22 protein-coding genes are annotated in these 26,561 nt (G+C 62.0%); 8 read left to right on the forward strand and 14 right to left on the reverse strand.

Annotation, left to right across the window (positions count from 1 at the left end; genetic code table 11):
- The first annotated feature begins 333 nt into the window (after window positions 1-333).
- Window positions 334-2,388, forward strand: coding sequence for a hypothetical protein (locus tag GSQ90_RS18075; protein ID WP_158816276.1), 2,055 nt, complete (start codon window positions 334-336; stop codon window positions 2,386-2,388).
- A gap of 92 nt (window positions 2,389-2,480) precedes the next feature.
- Here GSQ90_RS18075 and GSQ90_RS18080 read toward each other — a convergent pair whose 3' ends face one another.
- The 12 genes from GSQ90_RS18080 to GSQ90_RS18135 all read right to left on the reverse strand — a co-directional run bounded on the left by GSQ90_RS18080 (window position 2,481) and on the right by GSQ90_RS18135 (window position 16,442).
- Window positions 2,481-3,317, reverse strand: coding sequence for a TIGR01459 family HAD-type hydrolase (locus GSQ90_RS18080; RefSeq protein ID WP_158816277.1), 837 nt, complete (start codon window positions 3,315-3,317; stop codon window positions 2,481-2,483).
- A 1-nt stretch (window position 3,318) separates the two neighbouring features.
- On the reverse strand, window positions 3,319-4,581 hold the full coding sequence (locus GSQ90_RS18085) for an FGGY-family carbohydrate kinase (RefSeq protein ID WP_158816278.1): 1,263 nt from the start codon (window positions 4,579-4,581) through the stop codon (window positions 3,319-3,321).
- Window positions 4,578-5,663, reverse strand: a complete 1,086-nt coding sequence (locus tag GSQ90_RS18090) for a class II aldolase/adducin family protein (RefSeq protein ID WP_158816279.1) — start codon at window positions 5,661-5,663, stop codon at window positions 4,578-4,580. Before GSQ90_RS18090 ends, GSQ90_RS18085 begins: the two co-directional genes overlap by 4 nt.
- A complete protein-coding gene (locus GSQ90_RS18095) occupies window positions 5,660-7,171 on the reverse strand; it encodes a glycerol-3-phosphate dehydrogenase (RefSeq protein ID WP_158816280.1) in 1,512 nt (503 codons plus the stop codon). The genes GSQ90_RS18090 and GSQ90_RS18095 overlap by 4 nt, the downstream gene beginning before the upstream one ends.
- A 14-nt stretch (window positions 7,172-7,185) precedes the next feature.
- The gene (locus GSQ90_RS18100) at window positions 7,186-8,190 is read right to left on the reverse strand and encodes a 2-hydroxyacid dehydrogenase (protein WP_246731672.1); all 1,005 of its coding nucleotides are present in this window, start codon (window positions 8,188-8,190) and stop codon (window positions 7,186-7,188) included.
- A 29-nt stretch (window positions 8,191-8,219) separates the two neighbouring features.
- Window positions 8,220-9,785: an FGGY-family carbohydrate kinase gene (locus GSQ90_RS18105; RefSeq protein ID WP_158816282.1), complete on the reverse strand. Its 1,566-nt coding sequence runs from the start codon at window positions 9,783-9,785 to the stop codon at window positions 8,220-8,222.
- Window positions 9,782-10,906, reverse strand: coding sequence for an ABC transporter ATP-binding protein (locus tag GSQ90_RS18110; RefSeq protein WP_158816283.1), 1,125 nt, complete (start codon window positions 10,904-10,906; stop codon window positions 9,782-9,784). Before GSQ90_RS18110 ends, GSQ90_RS18105 begins: the two co-directional genes overlap by 4 nt.
- An 8-nt stretch (window positions 10,907-10,914) precedes the next feature.
- The gene (locus tag GSQ90_RS18115) at window positions 10,915-12,009 is read right to left on the reverse strand and encodes an ABC transporter ATP-binding protein (RefSeq protein WP_158816284.1); all 1,095 of its coding nucleotides are present in this window, start codon (window positions 12,007-12,009) and stop codon (window positions 10,915-10,917) included.
- A 4-nt stretch (window positions 12,010-12,013) separates the two neighbouring features.
- A complete protein-coding gene (locus tag GSQ90_RS18120; protein ID WP_158816285.1) occupies window positions 12,014-12,871 on the reverse strand; it encodes a carbohydrate ABC transporter permease in 858 nt (285 codons plus the stop codon).
- A 9-nt stretch (window positions 12,872-12,880) separates the two neighbouring features.
- Window positions 12,881-13,795: a carbohydrate ABC transporter permease gene (locus tag GSQ90_RS18125; protein ID WP_158816286.1), complete on the reverse strand. Its 915-nt coding sequence runs from the start codon at window positions 13,793-13,795 to the stop codon at window positions 12,881-12,883.
- A gap of 179 nt (window positions 13,796-13,974) precedes the next feature.
- The gene (locus GSQ90_RS18130; RefSeq protein WP_158816287.1) at window positions 13,975-15,417 is read right to left on the reverse strand and encodes an extracellular solute-binding protein; all 1,443 of its coding nucleotides are present in this window, start codon (window positions 15,415-15,417) and stop codon (window positions 13,975-13,977) included.
- 65 nt (window positions 15,418-15,482) lie between these two features.
- Complete coding sequence (locus GSQ90_RS18135) at window positions 15,483-16,442, reverse strand: sugar-binding transcriptional regulator (protein WP_158816288.1); 960 nt, start codon at window positions 16,440-16,442, stop codon at window positions 15,483-15,485.
- Window positions 16,443-16,596: 154 nt separating this feature from the next.
- Here GSQ90_RS18135 and GSQ90_RS32720 point away from each other — a divergent pair, with 154 nt between their 5' ends.
- Together GSQ90_RS32720 and GSQ90_RS18140 are read left to right on the forward strand one after the other, a co-directional pair.
- Window positions 16,597-16,725, forward strand: coding sequence for a hypothetical protein (locus GSQ90_RS32720; protein ID WP_256366616.1), 129 nt, complete (start codon window positions 16,597-16,599; stop codon window positions 16,723-16,725).
- Window positions 16,725-17,675, forward strand: coding sequence for a sugar phosphate isomerase/epimerase (locus GSQ90_RS18140; protein WP_158816289.1), 951 nt, complete (start codon window positions 16,725-16,727; stop codon window positions 17,673-17,675). The genes GSQ90_RS32720 and GSQ90_RS18140 overlap by 1 nt, the downstream gene beginning before the upstream one ends.
- Window positions 17,676-17,726: 51 nt before the next feature.
- Here the strand turns inward: GSQ90_RS18140 and GSQ90_RS18145 are convergent, their stop codons facing one another.
- On the reverse strand, window positions 17,727-19,076 hold the full coding sequence (locus GSQ90_RS18145; RefSeq protein ID WP_158816290.1) for an LLM class flavin-dependent oxidoreductase: 1,350 nt from the start codon (window positions 19,074-19,076) through the stop codon (window positions 17,727-17,729).
- Window positions 19,077-19,505: 429 nt separating this feature from the next.
- Here GSQ90_RS18145 and GSQ90_RS18150 point away from each other — a divergent pair, with 429 nt between their 5' ends.
- The 5 genes from GSQ90_RS18150 to GSQ90_RS18170 all read left to right on the forward strand — a co-directional run bounded on the left by GSQ90_RS18150 (window position 19,506) and on the right by GSQ90_RS18170 (window position 25,582).
- Complete coding sequence (locus tag GSQ90_RS18150; RefSeq protein WP_210254927.1) at window positions 19,506-20,675, forward strand: ABC transporter substrate-binding protein; 1,170 nt, start codon at window positions 19,506-19,508, stop codon at window positions 20,673-20,675.
- Between the two features lie 93 nt (window positions 20,676-20,768).
- Complete coding sequence (locus tag GSQ90_RS18155) at window positions 20,769-22,592, forward strand: ABC transporter permease (protein ID WP_158816292.1); 1,824 nt, start codon at window positions 20,769-20,771, stop codon at window positions 22,590-22,592.
- A 6-nt stretch (window positions 22,593-22,598) separates the two neighbouring features.
- Window positions 22,599-23,441 (forward strand): ABC transporter ATP-binding protein, encoded by an 843-nt coding sequence (locus tag GSQ90_RS18160; RefSeq protein ID WP_158816293.1) that lies wholly within the window; start codon window positions 22,599-22,601, stop codon window positions 23,439-23,441.
- Window positions 23,438-24,166 carry an ABC transporter ATP-binding protein gene (locus GSQ90_RS18165; protein ID WP_158816294.1) on the forward strand — a complete coding sequence of 243 codons (729 nt, stop codon included), beginning with the start codon at window positions 23,438-23,440 and terminating at the stop codon, window positions 24,164-24,166. Before GSQ90_RS18160 ends, GSQ90_RS18165 begins: the two co-directional genes overlap by 4 nt.
- 96 nt (window positions 24,167-24,262) lie before the next feature.
- Window positions 24,263-25,582 carry a hypothetical protein gene (locus GSQ90_RS18170; RefSeq protein ID WP_158816295.1) on the forward strand — a complete coding sequence of 440 codons (1,320 nt, stop codon included), beginning with the start codon at window positions 24,263-24,265 and terminating at the stop codon, window positions 25,580-25,582.
- Window positions 25,583-25,681: 99 nt separating this feature from the next.
- Here the strand turns inward: GSQ90_RS18170 and GSQ90_RS18175 are convergent, their stop codons facing one another.
- Window positions 25,682-26,521 carry a VOC family protein gene (locus GSQ90_RS18175; protein WP_158816296.1) on the reverse strand — a complete coding sequence of 280 codons (840 nt, stop codon included), beginning with the start codon at window positions 26,519-26,521 and terminating at the stop codon, window positions 25,682-25,684.
- Between the last annotated feature and the right edge of the window lie 40 nt (window positions 26,522-26,561).

Consider the following 26,561-nt stretch of genomic DNA (forward strand, 5'->3'; position numbering starts at 1 on the left):
CAGAGCAGGTAAACCTGCAAGAGCGGATCATGTTGACCTTTTCATTTCTTTCCGGCCGTTCAACAGTGAAAGATCACTTGGCCGACATTGATTACGTCTCCCATCGACGCTCACGCCGCAAGTTGCGCTCCCTGCCGCGGGGACTTGTTTCAGACATTGCAAAGGCGGCGCGAACCACGCAATGAATGGCGGCTCAGCGGCCGAGTCGGGGGAGCATTGACATCGGCGGCTGGTCCACGACGATCGGATGACGAGGGTGGCAGGCGCGCTCCGGACGTATGCGCGGCGCGCATCGCTGGAGAATTGACTATGACGTTAGTGCTGGAGGGTTAATTGACTGGACAGGATTTATTTGCGTTTTCATACGTTATAGCTGGAATGGCGCTAGCATCGGCGCCAATCGCTTATGTTATTCTCCGGCAAGGCGGCGAAAGTCGGGATATTGTCAAGCGCATTCCTCGTTCAGCAATAATCATTGTTGCCTGTCTCCTCGCCGCCGCGGGAATTATCGTACTTGACGGCGCCTTATTCTTGACTGGAAGCCTTCTCCTTAGCGTGCTGGTCGCCAGCCTTACGCCGAGAGATAGACTTCGAACGCTATGCTTTTCACTTGTCGCTATTGGCGCTTCTGGAACTCTCCTCTGGTGGAAATACGACGAAGTCCACAACCTGACTGTTGAAAACATCTATCTGACTTATTTCTTCGCTGCGGCAATTGCAATTTCGTTGGTTACCCTAATACGGAGCGTGAGAAATATAATCATAGACGCATGTATTTTAGTTATTATATCTATATTCATTATCCAGCACAGCCTCAACATGTCGGTTCTTCTGGATAGCGGCGTCTATACGGCGGTTCGCCATCACTGGGGCGCCTATATCGGCCCCAGCGAGACGGTGCTATCCGGCGCCCGTCTTTTATATGACATTCCTGCTCAGTATGGCTTCGGCCCGACTCTGTTGATCGCATCTACTTGCGGAAATAATTGCTGGATCGGGATGTACTGGATCACGACCATAGCAAGCATCATCTATGCGTTTCTCATCGTCGCTTCGGCAAGCGTCATCGCGCGTAAGGCGAACAGCGTCTGGACTTATGGCGTGATCGTGCTGGCTGCCGCCGCCGCCTGCATGTTGTGGACCTCCTATCCGCCGCAACTGGGCGGGCCCTGGAGCTTTCCCTCGACTGGCGGACTGCGCTTTATTCCGCTTGCCGCCCTGCTGTTATTCATACTTTGGCGGGAATCCCGCCCGGACGAAAGCCGGCCGTCGCGCTTTTACGGGCATGCCATTTGGTGCCTTGGAGCGGTCTGGGCGCCGGAGGCCGCTTTCTATTTGAGCTTTGTCTGGTGGCCCTACCTGCTATGGCGCGCAAGCAACTTGAGCGCCCAACCTGTCCGAGCCGCAGCTCTGGCGGGCTTTGAGATCGTCGCAGTAGCCGCAGCGCTGCTGATCGTCTTTATCTCTCTGTTTTATCTCCATTACGGAGTGGTCCCGAGCTTCGATGTTTACGTCGCCTATGTCGTGAACCCCACCGGGCCCCAACCGCCCAATCCGCTCGGTTCGATCTGGTTTTTCGCCTATATCATGATCGCAGGAATCAGCGCGGCGGCGTTGTTGGTCAGAAACAAAGACGCTGGCAGCGAATTTGCGAGTCTGTTCGTCTGTATTCTTTCTCTGTTCGCCGTCTTTTCTTATTACGTTGGACGGAGCCACGACAACAATATCCTGAACCTCATGCCCTTTATCGTAATGGTCCTTGCGGCCATACAGAGCTTTGCAACTATCCCTGCTTTGTCCCGAAGCGCACAAGTCGCACTGGCTTCAAACCTTGCTTTGGCGATGTTTTTTAGCTGGTCGGCGTGGCGTCAGACTTCTTTATCTGACTACGCTAGCGCTGATGCGGCCGCTTCGATGTCCTACATACGAGGGCAAACCGCGGAACAAACCGGCGATGCGGCTATTGCCTTATCGGACACTCAGGCGAGCCAAGAGCCAAGCGGCCAGCAAGGCCCTAAGAAATCCAGGCTCGACGGCGCCAACCCCGCCGACGCGGCCCGTGCGGTATTTTATGTCTCGTCGGTCAGACATGAACCGCTGATCAAGATCGACGATGGCATGGATATGGCGCCGATAGGCCCACAGGCGTGGTCGGCCATTCACGACCCGATCGACTTCTACTTCTTGCCCGACAGCCTTATCGCCAAGCTGATCGATCGGACGATGCGAAGGCTCAAGAGTCCGGGGTGGCTGGTCATCGCCAAGCATGTGGACAATGTGCCCGAGACGCTCCGGTGGCAGCGTTTGCTCGAAGCCTCCTATCTCAAGACCGAAGAAATGGACTTTGGCGCGTATCATGCGATCCGGTATCAGCCAAACTTGCAATAGCCATCGCCGCAATGTCTCGGGGTATAGTATCTATGCTTGGCGGCTCCGCCGCCAAGCCGACCGCATGTCCGTCATGTCGATCCGCGCCGTTATTATGCGAAGCCGCGCAGAATCACGTCGGGCGCGACGCCGTGCTTTGCGCATTCGATAGCCAGTTCAGACTCCGACAGATCTGCCAGAATGCCCGTCCTCACCAGCGCCGCCGCCGCGCCAAAGCGATGCGCGCCGACAATGTCGTGCTCGATGCTGTCGCCGATGCACAGAACCTCATTGGGCGCAGGCGAGCCGACGAGGCGGGCGGCGACGGCGTAAATCTCCGGATAGGGCTTGCCGATCCAGCGGACGACGCCTCCGCGTTGCTCGTAAAGCGCAGCTATGGCGCCGGCGCCGGGATGGGTTCCCTCGGAAGTCAACATCAGCTTGTCCGGATTTGTGCACAGGCACGGCGTTTGACGCCGGGCGGCAGGCGCGATCTGTCGTTCGTATGCGTCGAGGGAAACGCGGTCGCCCTGGCTGCCGCTAATGATGACGAGATCGGCCTGCGCGCCGTCGTGGGCGATGGTGAAACCAAGAGCATCCGCGAGATCATGCTCGCTCGACGAGGAAATAGTCAGGCACCGCGTCGCTGGGCCGGGCTTCGCCGGCAATTCTCCATCTAGCAGCGCGGCTTTTGCGACGTCGCCGGAGGTCAGGAAATGATCATACAGGTCGCGGGCAAATCCCAGCCTTTCCATGCGCCGCGCATTGGCTTCTCCCGAGCGGCCCGAATTGGAAAGGATCACGACGCGCGTTCCACGCGCTTTCAATTCGCTGAGAGCGTCGACAGCGCCGGGATAAGAGCGTTGACCGTCGTGCAGCACGCCATACTGGTCGATGAATATGAAGTTGAAGGCTGCCGAACAGGCGCTGAACAGCGATGGCTTTCTCATTTCAGGCGGCCTTGATCCTGGCGAGCAAGAGACGCGCCGTCCCCACGCATGCGTCCTGCGAAAGAGCCTTTTCGAACGGCGCCGCGAGGAGGCGTTGGCGAATGCGGGTCCAAGCCAAATTGCTCGCGCCGCCGCCGACGCTGCGCACCGATTTCAGCGCCGGCGCCCCCAATTCGCCGAGACGCTGGTAGGCGAGCGCCTCGACTTCGGCGATTCCTTCGAGAATCGCCTGGAAAAACATCGCTTCATCGGCCGGCCGGGGCGTAAGGCGGGGCGCGAGCTGCGGATCGTTGATGGGGAAGCGCTCGCCCGGACGCATCAGCGGATAAAAGTGCAGCCCGGTCGGCTCATCGGGCTTCAGCATCGCCGAGAGTTCGCTCAAATCGGCGGAAGGGAAGAGGTGCTGGATCACCTTGCCGCCTGTGTTCGATGCGCCGCCGACCAGCCAACGTTCGCCAAGGCGGTGACTGTAGACGCCGTAGGCCGGCGCCGAGATCGGCCTGTCGGACAATATCTTGATCACCAGGGTCGAACCGAGCGCGGTGACCGCCTCGCCGATCTGCGAAGCGCCCGTCGCGATGAATGAAGCGCAACCGTCGGTGGTTCCCGCGTGCACGACGGCTGCGGCGGGCAAGCCAAGCCGCCTTGCGGTTTCACTGACAGGACCGATCGGCGCGCCCGGCTCGATCACTTCGGGCAATTTTGCAATATCAACGCCGGTCCGCGCGATCCACTCGGGCCAATGGCGCACAACGGGATCGTAGCCGGTCTTGAGCGCATTATTCTCGTCCGATCGATCGAAGCGTCCGCTCAGACGCCCGGCCATCCAATCGGCCTGATGAATGACTCGGCAAACGTTTGTGCGGTGCTGCATCGCCAGGACGCGCGCGAGCCCTGACGTGCGGCCGAGGGCCGCGCTGTCGGGCGGCGCCTCGGCCGCGATGCGCGCGAGGATCGCTTCGTCTTCGCAGGGCTCGTCATACATGCGCGCCGCGCCGACCGGCGCGCCGCCTTGGTTGATCGCGACCATAGTGCCCGACGTCCCGTCAACCGCGACGGCGAGAACGCCGGAGAGGTCGCAGTCGGCCCTCAGACGCGCGATACAGGCGAGAGCGGCGCGCCACCAGGTTTCCGGCGCGGTGGGGTCATCGCCGATCGACGCCAGGCTCGCCGAGGCCGTCCCAACGACTTCGCCGTCAGCGCAAAGAAGCGCGGCGCGAACGCCCGTTGTGCCGACATCAATGCCAAGCGCCCGTGCGATCATGGCGCTGGGGCCTCGCCTTGCTTTGAAGTTCTGGCGTCGAGCGCCTGCCGATATTTTTCAGCTTCCCAATGCGTCAATTCATATTCTTGCAGGGGCGTCAGACGCACGATCTCGGCGCCGGGTGGAATGCGAGAGACGACATCGGCCAAACAACGGGCCAGCGCATCAGCCGCGTTCGTCGCCGAGCGATGCATGACGATTCCAAGGCCGGGAATCGTCACCATCGGCGGCGGTCCATCGCGCGCGCCGGCGGGACGCGCCGCGGCGCCGGCGTCGACATTGGGGGCGACGACGATTCCGGGCCCGAGGAAAATGACGTGATCGGGATAGAGAGAGCCGCCCCGCGCCAGCGACAGGCTTGCGCTATCGAGCGCGAGTCCATGAGCGGCCGCATCGGCCGGCAAACGATAGTCGCTGCCCTCTATCGCCTGGGCAAGCCGCGACAAATCGGGGGACGGCGCGGATCTCGCTGGCGAAGCCAGCGCATGGCAGACGCGATCGAGCCGGTCCGCCACTTCCATAACGGTCGCGCCGGCGACGACGAGCCCATGATTGGCGAGGATGATAACATTCACGCTAGGCGCCGATCGCGCCGCAATGACTTTGGACAACGGAAGGCCTGGCCGAAGGTAGGAAACATAGATCCACGCCACATCGCCCAGAGAGCCAAGCCGCTCGGCGATCAGCGCTTCGCCATCCGCGCGCACCGCGAGCGCGATCGTTTCGACGCAATGAATATGCGCCACGACGGCGTGGGGAATGACGGCGTGAACGCTTGTCTCGATCGACGGGCGCAGGCGTACTGGATTGCGAGCCTCATCGACAAAACTGGCCGCCGTCTCGGCGCGCGGATCGTCCGCGGCGAGAGCGTCAAGCAACCCGTTGAGATCGACGGGGACCATAATGTCCCGTTCTTCGGCATGCGCGAGCCAGGTGCCGGAAGCTTTGATCCACAGCACGCCGTCGTGTTTCAGAGATGTATTGCCGCCGGCTGCCTGGGTGCGGCTGGGGTCGCGCCCCAGAGCCGACGAGAGTGCGCGTAGCGCAATGAATTCCGGGTCTTTGTCGATGGGCTGGCTCATGGCGTCGAGGTCTCGAGGCTGACGAACCACGCCTCAAATCCGGCGCGCTCCGGCGCCGAAAGATGCAAGCCGTGCTTGGTGCGACGGGTCAGGATATCATCCGCCGTCGTCGCCCATTCCTGTGCGATCAGGAAACGCGCTTCGCGCTCGTAGAACGCGGCGCCGAAATGGCGCCCGAGATCGGCAAGCGACGATGCGCCGCGCAACAAGTCGTCGGCGCGCGTCCCGTAGCGCCGGGCATATCCGGCCGCCACCGGCGCCGGCAGCCAGGAATAGCGGCGCGCCAGATCCGCGCTCATCCGCGCAAAATCGGCTCCCGGCATGTCGCCGCCCGGAAGCGCCGCATTCTGCGTCCATGCGCCGCCCATCTTTGGAAAAAACGGCGCGAGCTTCTCCAGCGCATGTTCGGCCAGCTTGCGATAAGTCGTGATCTTGCCGCCGAACACGGACAGCAGAGCGGGGCCGCCATCGGGCGCATCGATGTCGAAGACATAGTCGCGCGTAACCGCGCTGGGGTTGGCGGCATTGTCGTCATAGAGAGGGCGGACGCCCGCAAAGGAATGCAAGACATCGGCCGGCGTCAGCGCGATCTCGAAATAACGATTCACGACAGCGAGCAGATAGTCCACCTCATCAGGCGTAATCTCGACCTCATCCGGCTTTCCATCGAAAGGAATGTCGGTGGTGCCGATCAGGCAAAGGTCGCCTTCATAGGGGTTGACGAAGATCACCCGAGTGTCGGCGTTCTGCAGGAAATAAGCCTGGTCGCCTTCCCAGAATTTGCGGGTGACGATGTGGCTGCCCTTGATAAGACGCACGCGATTATCGGCGTTGCGTCCCGTACTGCGCAGAACCTCTTCGACCCAGGGACCGGCGGCGTTGACGATCGCCTTGCCGCGCGCGCCCAGCGCCTCGCCCGTCGCCTTATCCTTCAATTCGACGCTCCAGCCGTCGCGCTCGCGACGGGCCGTGACAAGCGACGTCCGCAGTTTGACAACGCCGCCCCGCTTTTGCAGATCAAGCGCGTTGAGCACGACAAGCCGCGCATCGTCGACCCAGCAATCCGAATATTCAAAGGCGCGCCTGAAAATTTTGCGGATCGGCCGTCCTTCGGGCGCGATGGCGAGATCGAGGCTGCGCGTCGGCGGCAGCTTCTTGCGTCCGCCAAGATGGTCGTAGAGAAACAGCCCGATGCGGATCATCCAGGCGGGGCGCTGTTCGGGGCTATGCGGCAATACGAAACGCATCGGCCAGATGATGTGCGGCGCGACATTCAACAAGACCTCACGCTCGATCAGCGCTTCGCGAACCAGTCTGAACTCGTAATATTCGAGATAGCGCAAGCCGCCATGCACAAGTTTGCCCGAACGCGACGACGTGCCCTGGGCAAGATCATCCTTCTCGCACAGCAGAACGGAAAGCCCCCGCCCGATTGCGTCACGCGCAATGCCGACGCCGTTGATGCCGCCGCCCACCACAATGAGATCGAATGATCCCAGGTCTTTCATCGCGCGAATCCCGATCAGCAAGGGTTCAACGGAGGCTCCCCGGCGATGAAGCGGCGCACCTCCTCGGCGGCCGCCTCGGCGGCGAACTTCACGGTTTTCACCGAAGCGCCTGCAATGTGCGGCGTCAATGTCACATTGTCGAGGCGCAGAAGCTCCCAATCAGGCGGAACGGGCTCGATGCCGAATGTCTCGATCGCCGCTCCACGCAGATGACGGGTCTTCAAAGCTTCCGTCAGGGCTGGATAATCGACCAGCGGCCCCCGCGCCGTATTGATGAAATAGGCGCCCGCCTTCATCGCGGCGAACTGATCCGCGCCAAAGAAGCCGCGCGTCTCGTCGGTGACGCGCGCGTGCAGCGTCACAACGTCGCTCTCCTGAAGGATACGCTCCATCGAGGCCTGCTCGACGCCGTCGCGGAGATCGTCGACCGTCAATTGCACATAGGGATCGCAAACCAGAATCCTGCAACCGAAAGCCTTGAGCAGGCGCACGACCTTCGTTCCAACGTGACCATAGCCGACCACGCCCACCGTCATTTCCGACAATTCTTCGCCGGTGAGGTCGGCGCGATAGAGATCGCCTCGCCACTCGCCCCGCCGCAAAGATTCATGGCTGCGCGTGATGAGACGCGTCTCCGTGAGAATCGCCCCGATGGTGAACTCAGCGACCGCGCTGGCGTTGCGGCCCGGCGTATTGACGACGAGAATCTTGCGTTCGCGCGCCGCTCTCATATCGATATTGACGGGCCCTCCGCGCGACACGGCGATCAGCTTCAGGCTTGGCAAACGATCCATGATGTGAGCCGAGAAGGGCGCAAGTTGCGTCACCACGATCTCGGCGTCGCCGACGAGCGCGACGATTTCGTCGACGCCACCCTGATATTCCTTCAAGTCGTCCATACCGGCCTCCGTGCCGCCGGGTTTCATCGGCTCGTCGGGCCACGGCAATTCATGCGAGCGGATGTCGAGATCGCCGCGGCACTTCTGGCGAATTGCCTTCTCGAACATGCCCGGCAGCATGAATCGGTCGCCGATGATTGCGATGGCGGTCACGCGGATGTCTCCTGTCTGATTTGCGCAAGCCTTTCCCATGCAGGCGGCATCGCTTTGCGAATGGCGAGATAGGCCAGATACAGTTCCTGGTACATTTTGGTGAGATGGGCGTCCGGAAGTATGGAATCCCCCAAGGCCGGGCTGACCCAAGCCTCGATGCAGGCCGGCATATCTTCATAGAGGCCCAGGCGCAAAGCCGCCACCATCGCCGCGCCGGCGGCGCCGGTTTCCTCGCGCTTGACGACGCGCACCTTGGCGCCAAGGACCGAGGCGAGGATGGTCCGAATCGCGGAGGAGCGCGCCGCGCCGCCGCCAAGGCGCACTTCGCGGGGAATCGATCCGGTCGCCAGATAGCAATCGCGCGCGGCGAAGGCGAGGCCCTCATAGACGGCGCGCATCATCCCCATGAAAGTCGTCGACGTGGACAGGCCCGTGAACTGAGCGCGGGCGTTGGGGTCAAGAAACGGTCCGCGCTCGCCGGCTTCGAATATATAGGGATGATAGAGAGCCGCGCCGGGCGGAGCGGCGAGAATGCGCTCGTCTATTCTCGCAAGCAGCGCCGCCCGCGTCGTCGGCGTGCCGGCGAGCGCCGAGGCTTCGCGCGCCATGTCGAGAAACCAGTCGATATTGAGGGTCGCCGCCATATTCGACTGCACGGCGGCGGCGGCGCCGGGCATCGGAAAGCACATGGTGTAGCCCGAACGGGTTTCGTTGAGCCTCACGTCTTCGGGCATCGCGACGAAGCGCATATGCATGCCCGTCGAACCGAAGATAGACAGACCGACCTCGCCCGAGGAATCGTAGAGGCCGCCGCCGAGCGCCGTACACATGACGTCGAGATAGGCAAGGACAACCGGCAGGCCCTCCGGCAGACCCGTGACGGACGCAGCCGCCGCGCTCAACTGATGCGAAACGCGCGTCCCTTCCACGATCGGCGGCAAAAGCCGCTCGCAATCAGCGATGCCCATCGCCTCCAGAATCGAGGGCTCATAGGCGCGCGTGCGGAAATTGCCGAAAGTGAAAACAGCCTCCGAAGGATCGGTGACGCGCTCGCCGGTCAGCTTGAAATAGAGCCAGTCCTTGCAGTGAAAGGCCGTCGTCGCCCGCGCGAGGCGCTCGGGCTGCCAGCGCTTCATCCAGGCCATTTGCCCGGAAGCCATGCAGGCGTTCAGCCCCGAACCTGTCTTGGAATAATGCGCGGCATAATCGGGCGTTCTCATATAGGCCGCGACAAGATCGGCGGCGCGCGAATCGAGCCACAGCAGCCCCCCGCCAACCGGTTCGCCATCGCGATCGATCAGCCATGTTCCATCCCCCTGCCCCGTCACCGCGATCGCCGCGACGCGCGCCGAAAGATTAGGCGTGCGGTCATGGAGCTCGCGCAAAGTCGCGGCGCAATCGGCCCATGTTCGAAGCATGTCCTGTTCGACCTGGCCGGGTCCGGGCGTCGCATAGCTGTTGGGGCGCGACGCCATCGCGACCTGTTCGCCGGAAATTGTGAAGACGACGGCTTTGATCACCGACGTGCCGGCGTCGACGCCAATGAGGAGGTCTCTGTTCATGCCGCCTCCAGCCCGTGAGACAGCGCGGCGCCTGAGGCGACGTCAAACAGATGCAGGCTCGACAGGTTGATCTGATAGCGCAATGTTTCGCCCGCCTTCGCCGGAACCGGCGCATGCGAGACCGCCACCATCAACTTGCCCGCGACATCCATGGCGAGATGGCTTTGGTCGCCAAGCCATTGATTGGAGACAACGCGCGCCTCATGCCGCCCGCCTCCTATCTTCACCGAATGGGGACGCACGCCCACAACGACTTGCTTCCGACCACCTATCGCGTTGCGCACCGCTTCCGGAATTTCCGAGGCGGCGAAGTCCAGCTTCGGGCCGTTGGCGATCGTAAAACACACGTGGTCGGCACTGGCCACATCGGCGTCGAAGACGTTCATCGGCGGCTCACCGATGAAGGTCGCGACGAAAAGATTTGCAGGCCGTTCTTTCAATTCTTTCTGATTGGCGAATTGCTGGAGGACGCCGCCTTCCATCACCGCGATGCGATCGGCCAAAGCATTGGCTTCGGTCTGGTCGTGGGTGACGAAAATCGACGTCATGCGCCGATCGGCAAGCAAGCTCTTGAGGCGGCCGCGCAGCACCGCGCGCAATTGGGGTTCAAGCTGGCCCATCGGCTCGTCAAGCAGATAAAGATCGGCGCGGCGAACGAGCGCGCGCGCAAGACTGGCGCGCTGCTGCTGCCCGCCCGAGATCGAAGAGGGATAGCGATCGAGGATCGCATCGATCTCGACCAGCGCCGCGACATCGGCGACCGCGCGCACGACTTCCGCCGAATGCAGATTTGAGCTCTTCAGGGCGAAAGCGATGTTGTCGCGCACCGTGAGCGGCGGATAGAGCGAATAGCCCTCGAAAGCCATCGCGACATTGCGTTTGGCGGGCGGCAAATGCTCGATGCGGCGTCCCGCAAGATGGATGGCGCCATTCGAGACGTCCTCAAAGCCAGCGATCATGCGAAGCGTCGACGTCTTGCCGCAGCCGGACGAACCAAGCAGCGCGACGATCTCACCCTTCTCGACCGCCATATCAAGCGATTTGACGGCATGAACCGGCGACTTGCCGCGACGCTGATAGATCTTGTCGACGTTATCGATCGAGAGGACGATATCGGACATGTCAGCCTTTAGCTCTGCACAGGAGCGATGCGACGGCCGCTGGCCGCGTCAAAAACAAGAACGGCGTCAGCGTCAAGGCGCGCGCAGGCGGCGCCGATGCGGCGGGACGATTGTTCGACCCCCGCCTCGGCCGCCAAAATCTCGCGCCCATCATAGGTGCGCAACAGCAGCACGGATTTTTCGTTCAGCGGCGTTATGGCGACAACTTCAACCGGAAAACTTTCCGCCGAGGGCGCCTCTTCGACAATAATCGATTCGGGCCGGATGCCGAGCATGCAGGATTTGCCGGCCACGGCGGCATAGCGCGCGGGCAGCGACAGCGAAACGCCGCCAAGGTCGAAAACAGAGCGCCCGTCGCGCAACGATGGCTCGGCGGGAATGACGTTGATCGTCGGGTCGCCGAACAGGCGCGCCACGCCCAGCGTCGCCGGCGCGCGATAAACTTCCGTTGGCGTGGCGATCTGGACAAAGCCGCCTTCAAGCAGGACGGCGATCTTGTCGCCCAGCGCCATCGCCTCCTTATAGTCCTGCGTGACATAAAGCACGGTCGACCCGGAGGCCTTAAGTAACGAAGGCAGTTCGAGACGCATTTCATAGCGCAGTTTCGCATCGACATTGCGCAGGGGGTCGTCGAGAAGAAGAATGCGCGGATCGGCCACAAGCGCCCGCGCCAGCGCGGTTCTCTGCTTTTGTCCATTGGAGAGTTCGCGCGGCGCGTGTTGCATCACATGGGAAATCTTCAGCAACTTGGCGACGTTGTCGACCTTCGCCTTGATGATGGCGGGCGATCTTTCGCGAGCGGTCAACGCGCTCGCAATATTGTCATAAGCCGACATGTGCGGAAACAAGGCGAAGTTCTGGAAGGCCATGCCAAGGCCGCGCGCCTCCGGCGGCGCATCCGCGACATCGCGGCCTTGAAGAAAGATGGCGCCCTCATCCGGCTCTTCGACGCCGGCGATAAGGCGCAGCAGCACGGTCTTCCCGGCGCCCGACGGCCCGAACACGACGACGATCTCGCCCGTCTCCGCCGTCAGCGAGATGTCGCTGAGCACTGCGCCGCTCTTGAATCCCTTGTGAATGTTTCGAATTTCGACCTGCGCCACCGGTTCAGCCTTTCACCGCGCCGAGGGAAAGCCCCTCGACGAGATAGCGTTGGGCGTAAAGCGCGATCGCCAGCGTCGGCGTGACCGACAGAACGATGGCGGCCGCGATTTGTCCATATTGAATGCCGGACGCGGTGACAAAGGCCAAGGAACCGACCGTCACCGGCTGCTTGTCGGCGGACGCCAGGATCAAGGCGAAGACGAAATTGTTCCAGCAAAAGATAAAGGCGAGCAAGCCGGCCGCCGCAATTCCCGGCCCAGCGAGCGGCACGGCGATGCGCGTGAAGGTGCGCCACCACGAATGGCCGCCGATGCGATAGGCATATTCGATGTCGGGAGAGATATCCTCGAAATAGCCGCGCACGATCCACAGGATCAGCGGCAGCGCGATCAATTGGTAAACCCAGATCAGGCCGGCATAGGTGTCGGTCAGACCGATCTCCTGAAAATACAGCGACAGCGGCAATAGCACGAGCAGCGGCGGCGCGAAGCGGAAGGACAGAAGCGTGAAGGCGATATCCTCGCCCAAGCGGAATTTGAATCGCGCGAAGGCATAGGCGGCCGGAACGCCAAGGATGAGCGCGATGACGACCGATACAGAGGATAGCAACACGCTATTCCAGAGATTTCGCATGAAGGGAATATCGAGCGTGCCGGCGGCGGAAACGAGTTTGCCGGTGATCAGCGCCTGGTAGTTCGAGATCGTCGGCGTGAAGAACGGACTCGGCGGAATGCGCAGAATGTCCTCGTTCGTCTGGAACGACATCAGGAAAATCCAGAAAATCGGGAACAGAAAGAAAATCAGAATCAGCGCGACCAGCACGATGCGTATGATTCTTTCCAGGCGCGATGTGTGCTCCATGCGTCCCTCCTACGCCGATCCGCGCGCGCGCTCGCGCAATTTCAACCATTGCTTGATGAAAATATTCGACAGCGCATAGGTGATCGCCCAGAGGATGACCAGCAGCGCGGCCGATTTGGCGACATTCGTGTATTGATAGAATTCCAGGTAGGAGCGCACCTGGAACACCAGCAGCGTGTTGCCGGGACCGCCCTGCGTCATGGAATAGATGATGTCGAATTGCTGGATAGAATCGAGCAGGCGGAACAGCGTCGCCGTGATCATATAAGGCGCCAGCATCGGCAGAGTGATGCGGAAGAAAACGAAGCGGCGCGGCACGCCGTCGAGGGCGGCGGCCTCAAAGGGCTGTCTGGGAAGGGAGCGCAATCCAGCGAGCAACAGGATCATGATGAACGGCGTGTAGACCCACACGTCCACGAGAACGACGGTGAACAGCGCCGTGCTCGGCGCCGACGCCCATTTGAAATCCGACACGCCCGCAAGCTGCACGAGATACGACAAGACGCCGAAATTCGGATTGGTCATCAGCTTCCACATCAGCGCCGCAAGCGCCGGCGCCGTCATCAGTGGCAGCAGAAGCAGGATCGAGGCGAGATTGTTGAAGCGCGTCTGCTTCTGCAGCAGCATCGCGATCGCCAGGCCGAAGACAAGTTCGACGCCGACTGTCAGGCCAGTGTAAAGCAGCGATACGCGCACCGTATTCCAGAACTCGGAATCGCTGAGGAAATTGATGTAATTGTCGAACCAGATGAAGCCCTTCATCGCCGGCAAGTTCAGGCGGAAACGCAGCATCGAATAATAGACGGCCGTGACGAACGGGATGAGAATGCCGACGCATACGAGCAGCGCCGGCAGACTGAGAAGATATGGCAAAAGCTTCGTCTTGCGACGCCGCCGCGGCGCTTGGATGGTTTCGGCCGTCATGTTGAGACGCTCATCGTCCGACATCCAAGAAATGATGATCGCAACCGGCGATCGTAGGCAAGAGACCGCGATACGCGGGAGGGATTTTATATCGCTTTCGAAGGCGACAGGAAAAGACGGGCGGCTCGCGCCGGGAGGGAGATTGCGCGCGCCGCCCGCCGTCTGGCGAGGCCGGTGGTTCAGCCGAGGCCAGCATCCTTCAATTGCTTGTCGATCGTGGCGGCGAGCTGGTCGAGGCCTTCATCGACCGGCACTTCCTTGGCGACCATTTTCTGCAATGTCTCGGCCCACAAGGTCGTGACGTCGAAGAACAACGGCTGCGGCGTAAAGTAGATTTTGGCGCCAGGCGACGACGCCGCTAATTGATCGACATAACCGGCATAGGATTTGTTGAGGCGCGTCTTAAACGCTTCGTCATTCGCGACGGAGGCGCGGACCGGGTTGACGAAGTCCGTCTTGGTGGCGCCGAACAAGTCGTGTTCGGTGGACGACGCCCATTGCATGAAATACCAGGCCGCGTCCTTCTGCGTGCCGAAGGAATTCATCGCCAACGACCATATCCAGATGTTGGGCGTGGGGGCCTTTGCTTCAGGATTGGGGGCGAAGGCGTGGAAGCCGAGATTGCCCTTTTCCTTGTTGTCGCCGCCGTCCATGAAATAACCGAGAACGTCGGCGTCGTAGATGGTCGCCGAAGCGCCGGCGCCAAGGTCCGTGCCCACCTGATACCAGGTATAGGTCGACCAGTTCTTCGGGCCTGAATTCTGGACCATTTCAATGAAGAGCTTGTGATAGGCTTTTGATCCCGCCGTATTCATCGCCGCCTTCAGCTTGCCATCCGCGCCGACGGTCAGATCCTTTTGGCCGTAATTGGCGTAGCCGGACAGGAAGCCCGGATGGATCGTCGCCCAGGAGCGCGAGCCGCGAACGCCGATGCCATAGGGTCCGCCCAGATCCTTGGTTAGCTTGGCGGCCTTCTCCACGAGGTCCGGCATATTCATAGGCGGTTGGACGCCGGCCTTGTCGTACATCTTGCGATTGTAGGCGATCGAGTTGAGCTCATAGGCCCACGGAATGCACCATTGTTTGGCGTCGGCCGATCCGAGCGCACCGCCGGGCACGCCGTTCCACGCCGTCGAGGCGCGAAGACCGGGAAGGACGTCGTCCCATGCATATTTCGGATTGGTCTTGGCGGGGTCCTTGATATAGGCGCCGAGATCGTCGACCCATCCGGCGGGACCATAGGTCCAGGTCATATAGGCGCCGGTCATGAAGGCGTCGTATTGCGATGACTTGGACGACAGGGCCGCCGTCACCTTGTCGAAATAAACGTCTTCCGGGAAAATGTCATAAGTCGCCTCCATGCCGGTCAACGCCTTGAAATTATCGAGGTCGGCGATCATCGCATCCGCATAGGGATGCTTGTTGAGCAGCAGGTGAAGCTTCGCGCCCTTGAATTTCTTCCAGTCGAAATCGGCGGCCAGCGCTTGCGTGCTCGCGGCGTTGAGCATGAAATTGGCGGTCGCCGCCGAAATGCCGAGCTTGCCGGCGCCCAGCATCAGATCGCGCCGACTGATTTTTCCGGCCTTGTATTGTTCAAAGAAGTCTTTTGCTTTTTGCGACATAGCGTTCTCTCCTTGGGTTTCTTAACTCCGGTCTTTTTGTTGATCCGGGTTCTCTCGCCCGGATTTCAAGCGGTCAGCGCTTTGGCCGTCCGTTCGTCGGTGATGAGGCCAAAGATCAGGCCGCTCGCCAAAATCGCCTTGATCGGATCGATTTTCGAGCGTCCGCCAGCGATCGCGACCGTCTTCTGCCGGCCGATGTCGGCGGCCGCCATTGAAAGGGTTCGCGCCGAAAGATCGTTCTCGATCAACTTGCCCGTCAGGCTGAAGATATGGCCGAGGATTTCGCCTGCGCCGCCGGCTCTGCGGGCCTCTTCGAATTCGTCGCGTTCGATCATTCCAGTCGATAGAATCGACGCGCCGGCCTCCATGGTTCCAATGCCGACAATTCTCAGCGTCGCCGATACGCCGAGCTCCATCACGGCGGGCACTCCGCGCTGCGCCAGGAACACCGTCCGATCCTCGACGGAATTGGCGTAGAACGGCAGCGGCAAGACGTAGGCTTCAGCGCCGGTGCGCTCCGCCAGGCGATGGATCACGTCAAACGGCGTCGTCGAATAACGCCGCGTCAGGCCGCCCAGCAGCGACACCAATTTGGTGTTGCGGACATTCATTTTGGGCAACATGGCGACGCATGCGGCGAGCGTGCGCCCATGGCCGAACCCGATGACCTTGTCCGCGCCGCTCTCAAGCGCCAGACGCAAAAACCGGCTACCGGCCATCCCAAGCGTTTGCAGCGGCAGCGCTTCGTCGTCGAGATCGGGGCAAACCTCGCAGAACTGGACGCCAAAGCGGGCGCATATCGCGTCCTCCAGGCGAAGACATTCGGAGATGTCGCCGTCGATGGAGAAGCGAACGAGACCGTCCTTGTTGGCTCGCGCGATCAGACGATGCGCTTTCAGGCTGGGAATGCCGAGCCTTTTGGCCACCTGCCCCTGGGTCAGCCCCGCGCCGTAATGCAGCCAGGCCGCGCGAACGCAGAGGTCGACATCCTCGCTATTGGCGTTCCTCGGGGGCTTGGTCAGCATTTTCTGAACCGATAAATTTTTCTTGTGGTGAAGTTTGTTTCATTTTGATATGCCCTTGTCAAGGGAAGCGGCGGCCTGTTCGTTGGGCCGAAACATCACGAAAGATCGCCAGGCCTTTCGGAGATGGGCGACCGCCGCGCCATGGAGAGGAAACATGAAAGTCGCTCGGTGCGCCGACGACGCCGGCAAGCCAATGCTTGACGCGATAGCCGCGCCGTGCGGCCTGTCGGCTGGCAATGGCGAGGCGATCGGGCGGATCGATAGAAAATACGGGAAGCTTTGATGGGGCCGGGCAAAGCGGAAAGAGCGACGTCGTTCCGGCTTTCGCTGAACGTCAATCCGTTGGTCAATCGATTCGCCGAGCCCGACGCACTGATCGGCGCGATCGCCGAAGAGATCGGCATCGGCGCTATCCAACTCACCCATGAATTCATCAATCCGGCGTGGCCGGCGCCGACCCTCCGCCGCCTCACAGACCAGATGGCGCAAAGTTGCGCGGCGTTCGGGGTCAAGATCACTTCGCTCATGACGGGGCCCTATGGCCGGCTCAATCATTTCGGCCATCCCGATGCGGAAGTGCGCCAATATTACGTCGGTTGGTTCAAGGGCCTTGTCGATATTGCGGCCGATCTTGGCTGTCCGGCGGTCGGAACCCAATTCGCGATCTTGACCTATCGCGACTATGACGACCCGGCCCGGCGCGAGAGCCGAATGAACGACGCGCTGGAATGCTGGCGCGCCGTCGCCGAACATGCTGAAAAGCGCGGCCTGGCTTTCCTGTTCTGGGAGCCGATGTCGGTCGGTCGCGAACTCGGACACACGATTAAAGACGCGCTCGGACTTCAGGATGAGCTGGACGCGGCGGGGCTCGCGGTTCCGCTGAAGGCGATGATCGACATCGACCATGGCGACGTTTCCTCGCCCAATCCCGCCGACACAGACCCCTATGCGTGGGCGAAAGCCTTCGCGGCACGCTCGCCGATCATTCACATCAAGCAAAGCTCCGCCAACAAGGGCGGCCATTGGCCCTTCACCGCCGACCACAATCGCGACGGCCGGATTGCGCCCGAAAGATTGCTCGAGGCGATCCGGTCGGGCGGCGGCGGCGGCAACGAATTATGCATGGAGCTGGCGTTCCGCGAACGCGAACCCGCCGATCGCAATGTCATCGCCATGATCAGGGAATCGGTCGCCTTCTGGGCGCCCTATGCCGATATCGGAATGCGGGGATGAAACGGCGCAGCGGGCGAGGACCGCATCGATCAAATCGCGGAAGCGGGCGCTTCAACTCATGGCGCCAGCCGCCGCGCCGGGAAAAAAGCGATTGTCCGGCCGCGGCAATCCCAGATTTTCCCTGAGCGTCTTGCCTTCATATTCCCTGCGGAACAGACCGCGCCTTTGCAACTCGGGCACGACGCGATTCACGAAATCATCGAGGCCGTCGGGCAGGTAAGGGAACATGATGTTGAAGCCGTCGCTGCCTTCTCCGACAAGCCATTCCTCCATCTCGTCGGCGATGGTCTGCGGCGTGCCAACGAAGGCGAGGCCGGCATAGCCGCCCAGCCGCTGCGCAAGCTGGCGAACGGTGAGGCCATCCCGCTTCGCCAGCGCGATCACGCGCTCGCGCCCGCTCTTGCTGGCGTTGGTCTCGGGAACATCGGGCAGCGGCGCGTCAGGATCAAAGCGCGAAGCGTCATGGCCAAGCGCAATCGAAAGCGAGGCGATGGCGCTCTCGTAATGGACGAGGCTGTCGAGGCGCGCGCGCTTGTCGCGCGCCTCGTCCACGGTCTCGCCCACGACCACGAAGGCCCCCGGCAAAATCTTGAGATGATCGCGATTGCGCCCGAGCGCCTCCATGCGGCCCTTCACGTCTTTGTAGAAGGCCTGCCCGTCGGCGAGCCGCGAAGCCGCGGCGAATACGACTTCCGCAGTTTCCGCGGCGAGTTGACGGCCGGCCTCCGAAGCGCCCGCCTGCACGATGACCGGCCAACCCTGAATAGGCCGGGCGATGTTGAGCGGCCCGCGCACCGAGAGATAAGGCCCCCTGTGATTGAGGACATGCAGCTTGGAAGGGTCAAAATAGGTTCCGGTCTCGACATCCCGGACGAAGGCGTCGTCCGCCCACGAATCCCAGAGGCCGGTGACCACGTCATAAAATTCGCGGGCGCGACGGTAGCGCTCGCCATGCTCCAGATGTTCTTCAAGACCGAAGTTGAGCGCCGCGTCCGGATTGGAGGTTGTGACGATGTTCCAGCCCGCGCGGCCGCCGCTGATGTGGTCGAGCGAGGCGAAGCGCCGGGCGATGAGATAGGGCTGCTCGAATGTGGTGGAAGCGGTGGCGATAAGGCCAAGATTATTGGTCGACATCGCCAGAACCGGCAGCAGGGTGATGGGATCGAAGGATGTGACGGTATGGCTGCGCTTGAGCGCATCGAGCGGCATGTTCAGCACAGCGAGGTGGTCCGCCATGAAGAAAGCGTCGAACTTGCCGCGCTCCAGCGTCTGCGCGAAGCGCTGCAGATGCGCGAGATTGAAATTCGCGTCGGGAAAAGCGCCGGGATAGCGCCAGGCGCCGGTGTGAATGCTTGTCGGCCGCATGAAAGCGCCGAGCCGTAATTGACGCGCCGAAGTCATCCCAATCTCCATGTCGCCGACGGGCGTTGACGCGCGCGGACTCTGGACCGGATATAGGCGCCAGGGCTGCAATTTGCCGCGTCCGATCGCTCCTTTTGGCTTTCCTCAATCCATCAATCGGCCGCCATGTCTTGCATTGTCGCGATTATCGATGAGCCTGAGCGATAAAGCAGCGCTTGCCGTAAGGCGGAATGACGATTCGCCCGGCGGTTGCGAGGGGTCCGTCGAAATGATGGATATTATCTCAATATTATTTCTGTAGACAATATATTTTATTACACTAAAAACCAGATTTGGTCTCCTATGCTAACATCGTCGGATCGACGAAGCCGCTGGCGTCGACTGGCTCGGTTTCGCTTGCAGCGTCTTGGCGCAATCCTTGCTGCGTCCTGGTGCAATCTTTGTCGCCCGCCCAAAGAGGGAATGAACATGCCCGCAAATTCCAATCGTCGCCTCACAAATTGGCTCAATCGCTTGGCGATTGTGATCGCGCTTGGCAGCGGCGGCGCAGCGGCGGCTTTCGCGCAAGCCGCCGGCGAACCGGTGACGATCGGCGTCAGCGGGCCGCTGACGGGGCAGAATGCGCAATATGGCGCGCAATGGAAGAAGGGCTTCGATCTCGCGCTCGACGAGGTCAACGTCAAGGGCGTCCAGGGTCGGCCGCTGCAATATGTCTTCGAAGACAGCCAGGCCGATCCGCGCCAATCGGTCGCCATCGCGCAAAAATTCGTCAGCGATCCGAAGATCGTCGTCGAAGTCGGCGATTTCTCAAGCACCGCGTCGATGGCCGCCTCCTCGATCTATCAGCGCGGCGGCCTCGTCCAGTTCGGCTTCACCAATTCGCATCCCAATTTCACCAAGGGCGGCGACTATATGTGGAGCAATTCGGTGAGCCAGGCCGACGAGCAGCCGCGGCTCGCCAAATATGCCGCCGATCTCGGCTTCAAACATGTCGCGGTGCTTTATCTCAACACCGATTGGGGCCGCAGCAGCCAGACGATTTTCACCGAATCGGCAAAGAGCCTCGGCGTCGACGTCGTTGCGTCGGAAGGCTACCAGCCCGACGAGAAGGACTTCCGTTCGACGCTGGTTCGCGTTCGCGACGCCAAGCCCGACGCGATCATTTTGATCTCCTATTATGCGGACGGCGCCTTGATCACGCGGCAGACGCGCTCGGTCGGACTGACCCAGCCCATCGTCGCCAGCGGATCGGTCTATTCGCCCAAATTCATCGAACTTGCGGGCGAAGCCGGCAATGGCGTCTTCACCGAATCGAACTTTTTCCCTAACGACACACGCCCCGAAGTCCAATCCTTCGTGACCAAGTTCAAAGCCCGATACAATGAGGAGCCGGACGACTTCAACGCGGTCGCCTATGATGCGATCATCCTGCTGGCGGCGGTCATCGACAAATATGGCGTCGATCGCACTGCGATCCGCGACGGCCTCGCTCAGATCAAGGACGTGCCAAGCGTGATTTACGGCAAAGCGAGTTTCGACACGCAGACGCGGCGCGTCGCGGGCGCGCGCGCCGTTTATCTCGTCGTCAAGAACGGCCAGTTCGTCCTATGGGACGGCAAGAAGCCGAACGCGAGCTGAGCGACACAAACCTCTCCATCTGGTCAATGGCCGCCCGCGGCCATTGACGCTATGCTCGGCTCATCTGGTTTTTCCGATTGAGGACGCCGCGACTTGAGTTCGTTTATCGACTACACCGTCAACGGCCTCGTCATCGGCAATATCTACGCACTGCTCGCGGTCGGCCTGGCGCTGATTTTCGGCGTCTCCAATCTCATCAATTTCGCGCATGGCTCCGTCTATACGATCGGCGCCTATATCGGCTGGGCGGCGATCACCTTTCTGCACACGCCCTTGCCGGTCACGATGGCCATTGTCTTTGTCGCCTGCGCGCTTGTCGGCATGGCGATCGAACGCATCGGCCTGCGCCCTCTGCAAGGGTCGGCGCGCATCGCGCCGCTGCTGGCGACGATCGGCATCAGTTTTGTGCTCGATCAGGTCGTGCAGCTTGTATTTTCGGCGAGCCCGCGCGCTTTGCCCAACGATCTTCCGGACTGGCGCATCGACATCGGCGGCGGCTCGATCGGCGCGCTCGACCTGCTCATCGCCGGCGTCGGCGTCGGCGCCGCGGCGCTGCTGTTCGTCTTCCTGCGCTTCACCAAACTCGGCTTTGCCGTGCGCGCAACGGCGCAGGATCGCGAAGCGGCGCTGCAGATGGGCGTCAACGTCAATGCCGTGAACAGCACAGTGTTCGCGATCGCCTCGGCGCTCGGCGGCATCAGCGGCCTGCTGGTCGGCATGTATTACAACCATATCGACCCCGCGATGAGCTTTCAGGCGACCCTCAAGGGCATTGTCGCGCAGGTCATCGGCGGCGTCGGCAACGTGCCCGGCGCGATCGTCGGCAGCCTGTTGCTCGGGCTGATCGAGAGCTATGGCATCGCCTTGCTGGGGACGACCTACCGCAACCTGTTCGCCTTCGTGCTGCTGATCCTGTTCCTGATATGGATGCCCAACGGTTTGTTCGGGGGGCGCTCCGCGCCGCAAAGCGAACCGCTCACGGGCGCTTTCATCGCGCCGAGCAAGCCTTTGCGCCTGCCGCGATGGGCGTTATGGGCGATGACCGGCGCGGCGTTCGCCTTGCCGCTTGTTTTCGGCGCGCCCTATCTCCTGCAGACTTTGACCAACGCCTGGCTCGCCGCCATGCTCGCCCTCAGCCTCACCTTAATGGCGGGCACGGCGGGGCAGATTTCGTTCGGCCATGCCGGGCTCCTCGCCATCGGCGCCTATGCGTCCGCGCTCCTGACCGTCGACCTGAACGCGCCGACCTGGCTGACGATCCCGGCCGCCGGCCTGATCACCAGCGCGCTTGGCACGCTCCTGATTTTTCCGGCGTTTCGATTGCGCGGCCATACGATCGCCATCGCGACGCTGGCGATCGGCGAAGTCGTCAGCCTGGTTATCCTGAACTGGGAAAGCCTGACGCGCGGCGCCATGGGCGTGACCGGCATTCCTCCGCTTTCCATCTTCGGTCACGAAATCTACGCCCCTCGCGAAGTCTATTGGCTGTGCCTGGCGATCGTCGTCGCGCTGGCGCTTGTGCAAACGCGGCTATTGACCTCGCATTTCGGCCGCACCCTGCGCGCCATTCGCGACGACGACGTCGCCGCGCGTTCCTACGGGATTCGTCTCGACCGCTACAAAGCCCTGGCCTTCGCCTTCGGCGGCTTTGGCGCCGGCGTCAGCGGCGCCATCACCGCCCATCTCTATTCCTACATCAACCATCAAACCTTCGACTCGCAGGTCTCGCTGCTGGCGTTGACGATGGTCATTCTGGGCGGCATGGGCAATGTCGTGGGCGCCATCCTCGGCGCCATCGTGCTGGCTGGATTGCCGGAACTCTTCCGCCTGACTGCGGAATATCGCATACTCATCTATGGAATTGTGCTCCTTTTGCTCATCCGTTTTCGCCCCCAGGGCCTGATGGGAACCTTGTGAACCCGCATGTCCATGCTGCTTGAAATCAAGGGCCTGACGCGCCGGTTCGGCGGCGTGACCGCCGTCAAGGATTTCGATCTTGCGGTCGCGGAGGGCGAACTCGTCAGTCTTATCGGGCCCAATGGCGCCGGCAAGACAACCTCGTTCAATCTGATCAGCGGGCTCGATCGCCCGGACGCCGGAACGATAGTCTTCGGCGGCCAATCGATCGGCGGGATGGCGCCCGAAGCGATCGCGGCGCTCGGTCTGGCGCGCACCTTCCAGCACGGACGGGTGTTTGGAAACCTCAGCGTCGAAGACAATGTGCTGGTCGGCGCGCATACGCGTCTGAGCGCCGTGCGCCCGCGCTGGCCGGTGATCGGACCGCTCGGCGAACTCGCGCTCGCCCTCTTGCGTCCGCGCGCGGTCAAGCAGGAAGAACAGGCGTTGCGCGCCGAGACGCGCGACATTTTGGCGCTGTTTGGCGACCGGTTGATCCCGCGTCTCGATCATCCCGCCTATAGCCTGTCCTACGCCAATCGCCGCCGCGTCGAAATCGCGCGGGCCCTGGCGCTCAAGCCGCGTATCTTGCTGCTCGACGAGCCGACCGCCGGCATGAATCCGACGGAAACCGGCGAAATGCAGGCGCTGATCGCAGCGCTGAAAAGCAGCGGACTGACGATCCTGCTGATCGAGCACAAGCTCGACATGGTGATGGCTTTGTCCGACCGGGTTTGCGTGCTCGACAATGGCGCCAAGATCGCCGAAGGGGCGCCGCAGGACGTGCGCCGCGATCCGGCGGTCATCGAGGCTTATCTCGGCCATTCGGGAATCGGCCAGGCCAGGCCGCAGCCGGAGCCGGTCGCATGACAGAGCCGCTGTTGCGCCTTGATCGGATCAATACGTTTTACGGCGCCGTGCAGGCGCATTTCGATCTGTCTCTTGAAGTCGGCCGCGGCCGGATTGTCTGCCTGCTCGGCGGCAATGCGAGCGGCAAATCGACCACGATGAAAGTCATTCTCGGCCTTGTCTCGCCGCGTTCGGGAACCGTCACGCTGGACGGGGCTGAAATCAGCGGATTGCCGACGCACCGGATCATCCGCGCGGGCGTCGGATCCGTGCCCGAAGCGCGGCGAATTTTCCCGCTGATGACGGTGCGCGAGAACCTGACGATGGGCGCCTATGTCAGGAGCGATCGACGCGCCATCGCCGAGGATCTCGCCCGCATGCTGGAGCTATTCCCACGCGTCGCCGAGCGCCTCGACCAGCGCGCCGGCACATTGTCAGGCGGCGAGCAGCAGATGGTTGCGATGGCGCGCGCCCTGATGGGTCGTCCGCGTCTGATCTGCATGGACGAGCCGACCATGGGCCTGTCGCCATTATTCGTCGACCGCGTGCTCGAATTGATCGCCGAGATCAACCGCCAGGGCGTCACCATCTTCATGGTCGAGCAGAACGCCAATCTCGCCCTGCAGATCGCCCATGAAGGCTATGTCTTGCAAACCGGCCGCATCGTCCTGCAGGGATCGGCCGCGCTTTTGCGCGACGACCCGCGCATTCGCGAGGCCTATCTCGGCGGCCCGATCGCGGCTTGAGGGAAGGCCTGCTGGCGGCTTTCCAGAGGATGGGTCTATTGGAATTAGAATGGCCGCTTTGGGTGGAGAGCGGACGTAGAACGCGGAGAAAGTCCGATGAGCACGATGATCGAGCGCGTATACGGCCGCGCTATTCTCGCATTCTTGTTTGTCATCGTCGTGCTGTCGGGCGAACCGGCAGGCGCGCAAACGACGGCGGGCGAGCCTGCGCCGCAGGGCGTCGCCGCCTGCGATTTCACGGCGAAAAGCAGCGACGCCAGCGAGCAGGGACTTGCCCTCCGCGCGGCCCCGGACGCGGCGGCGGAGGCGCTCGGATACATCCCCAGGATCGAGGACAAGCAGGAGGGTTCTGACGAGGAGAGCAAACAAGGCCCATGGTTCCATGTCCTCGGCGCCAAGGACGGTTGGTTTCAGATTGAAGGCGCGAATTACGTCGATCCTAGGAGTCTCCCGTCCCCTGGCGGGAAGGGGTGGGTCGATGGCCGATCGGTGACCGTGCGCCTCTATCGCGAGACGCTCAAGGCGGCGCCGAACGACGCCGCGTCGGACGTTGTCTACCTCAACGCTTACGACGCCGACGCCAACTCTCTCTATTCCCCCGAGACGGTTCCGGTCAGCCGCGTCTTTGGCTGTTCGGGGCGCTGGTTCGAAGTCGAGATCCGGCTTCCCGGGGCGAAGACCTTGACCGGAGCGCCGGCGTCGGCGAACGGGACTGTGCGTGGGTGGACCGACCGAACCTGCGCGGATCTTGATGTCATGGGACAATGTGTGCGGCGGCAGTTCGACTATCCCTGGTCGCCGTTGCCATCCGGGATCACGGAGTGCAATTTCTTCGCCTTCAGTAGAGATCACGACCCGGCAGGACTGAACGTGCGCGCCGAGCCGGACGGGAATGCGCGCATTCTCGGCCGCTTGCCCTTCGGCCGCTTGGAGCCGAACGACCCGCAGCCCTATTCGACTTTCGGAGCCGATGTCATCGGCTACAAGAAGGGATGGTTTCTCATCGAGCATGGATTTGAAGCGGTCTGGTCTCCTCAGCGGCCGAGAGAGCCGGTTTATACTGGCCGTGGCTGGGTCGCCGCGAACCTCGTGACGGCGCAATTGCTGCGCGAGAAGCTCAAACTGGCGCCAAACGGCGCCTCCTCCGACGTCGTCGACCTGCAGGATGTCAAAGGCGAGTATCCCGTGGGCGATTCCGTGATACCCCGCCGCATTCTCGGCTGTTCCGGCGATTGGGTGCATGTCGAAGTCGGGCTGAGACCAGGCGAAAAGGCGCTCGCCAAAACCGATGCGCCAGCCGGCGCGGTCAGAGGGTGGGCGGACGGGACCTGCGCTTCCCAAACGACGACCTGCGTACCCGGCGTGGGCTTTTCTCCGTTGCCAACGTCTCCCCCCGCGCCGCTGCCGCCGGAATGACGATCGCGCGATGAACGCGGCGGACAAGCGAAGTCCGATCGCCGTCCCGGCCGCAAGCGTTGTCTCGGCTCCCAACCCGAGCGGCGCCGTCGGGCTTTGTCACGCCGCCTCGAATTCGAGCAAGGTGTTGGCGGCTTCTGAAGGTGCGACGACCAGCGAACCCGATGGCGTGCGGGACGCCGCGATGCCGGCTCCGACAAGGATTGCCGCGACCTTGTCGAGCGAACGCACGCGCAACGTGGCGCCGGCGAACCAGCCATTCGCCGAGTCTTTGGGAACCGCGACGGCCGGGAAGCGTCTCTTGAACGCCTCCGGCGCCAGGAAGCTGATCTTGTCGCCGCCAAGCGTGACGATGAGACCATCAGCGTAGATGCTGACCGCGGCCTCTCCGTAGAGCCTGACGTACGTCGCCTGTAGATCGGCCGGCGAGGGATGCACAACGATCACGCCTGTCACGCGCTCGGCGCCATTCGGCTGCGCCTCCCATTCGGGCCGCCAGACAAGGTCGCGCGTCAAATGCTGGCAGGCGAAGAAGCCGATCGCTTCGGGCGCGATGGGCGGAAAGCTGACGTTGACGAAGCGCGCCTCGCGCGTCCCCTCCGGCAAATGAACAGGACGGGCGAGATCGCGCGGCGGTTCGATCTTATAGCCGAGCGCCGTGAGCTCGGCATAGACTATGTGGCTGTCGCTCGGCGCAAGAGCCAGCGCCACCGGCCCTTCGGGCCGTTCGGGAAACGGCGCGTCGGCGCCGGCGGGCCAGTAGATGATCTCGAAGTAATTACCGCTCGACAGAGGCGCGGTATGGTTGGCGCTGCCGCGTCCGGCATGGAAGCCGCGCGGCGTCAGCGTGAAGCCGAGTCTGGTGAACAGCTTCTCGCCGGCGTCGAGATCAGCGACGCGAATGACAAAATGATCGATAGCGTTTACCGAAAGCGGCATGCTTATGCGTCCCCATCCGAAGACATCGCCAGGCGCTTTT

Source organism: Methylocapsa sp. S129 (genome assembly GCF_009765995.1).
Classification (GTDB): Bacteria; Pseudomonadota; Alphaproteobacteria; order Rhizobiales; family Beijerinckiaceae; genus Roseiarcus.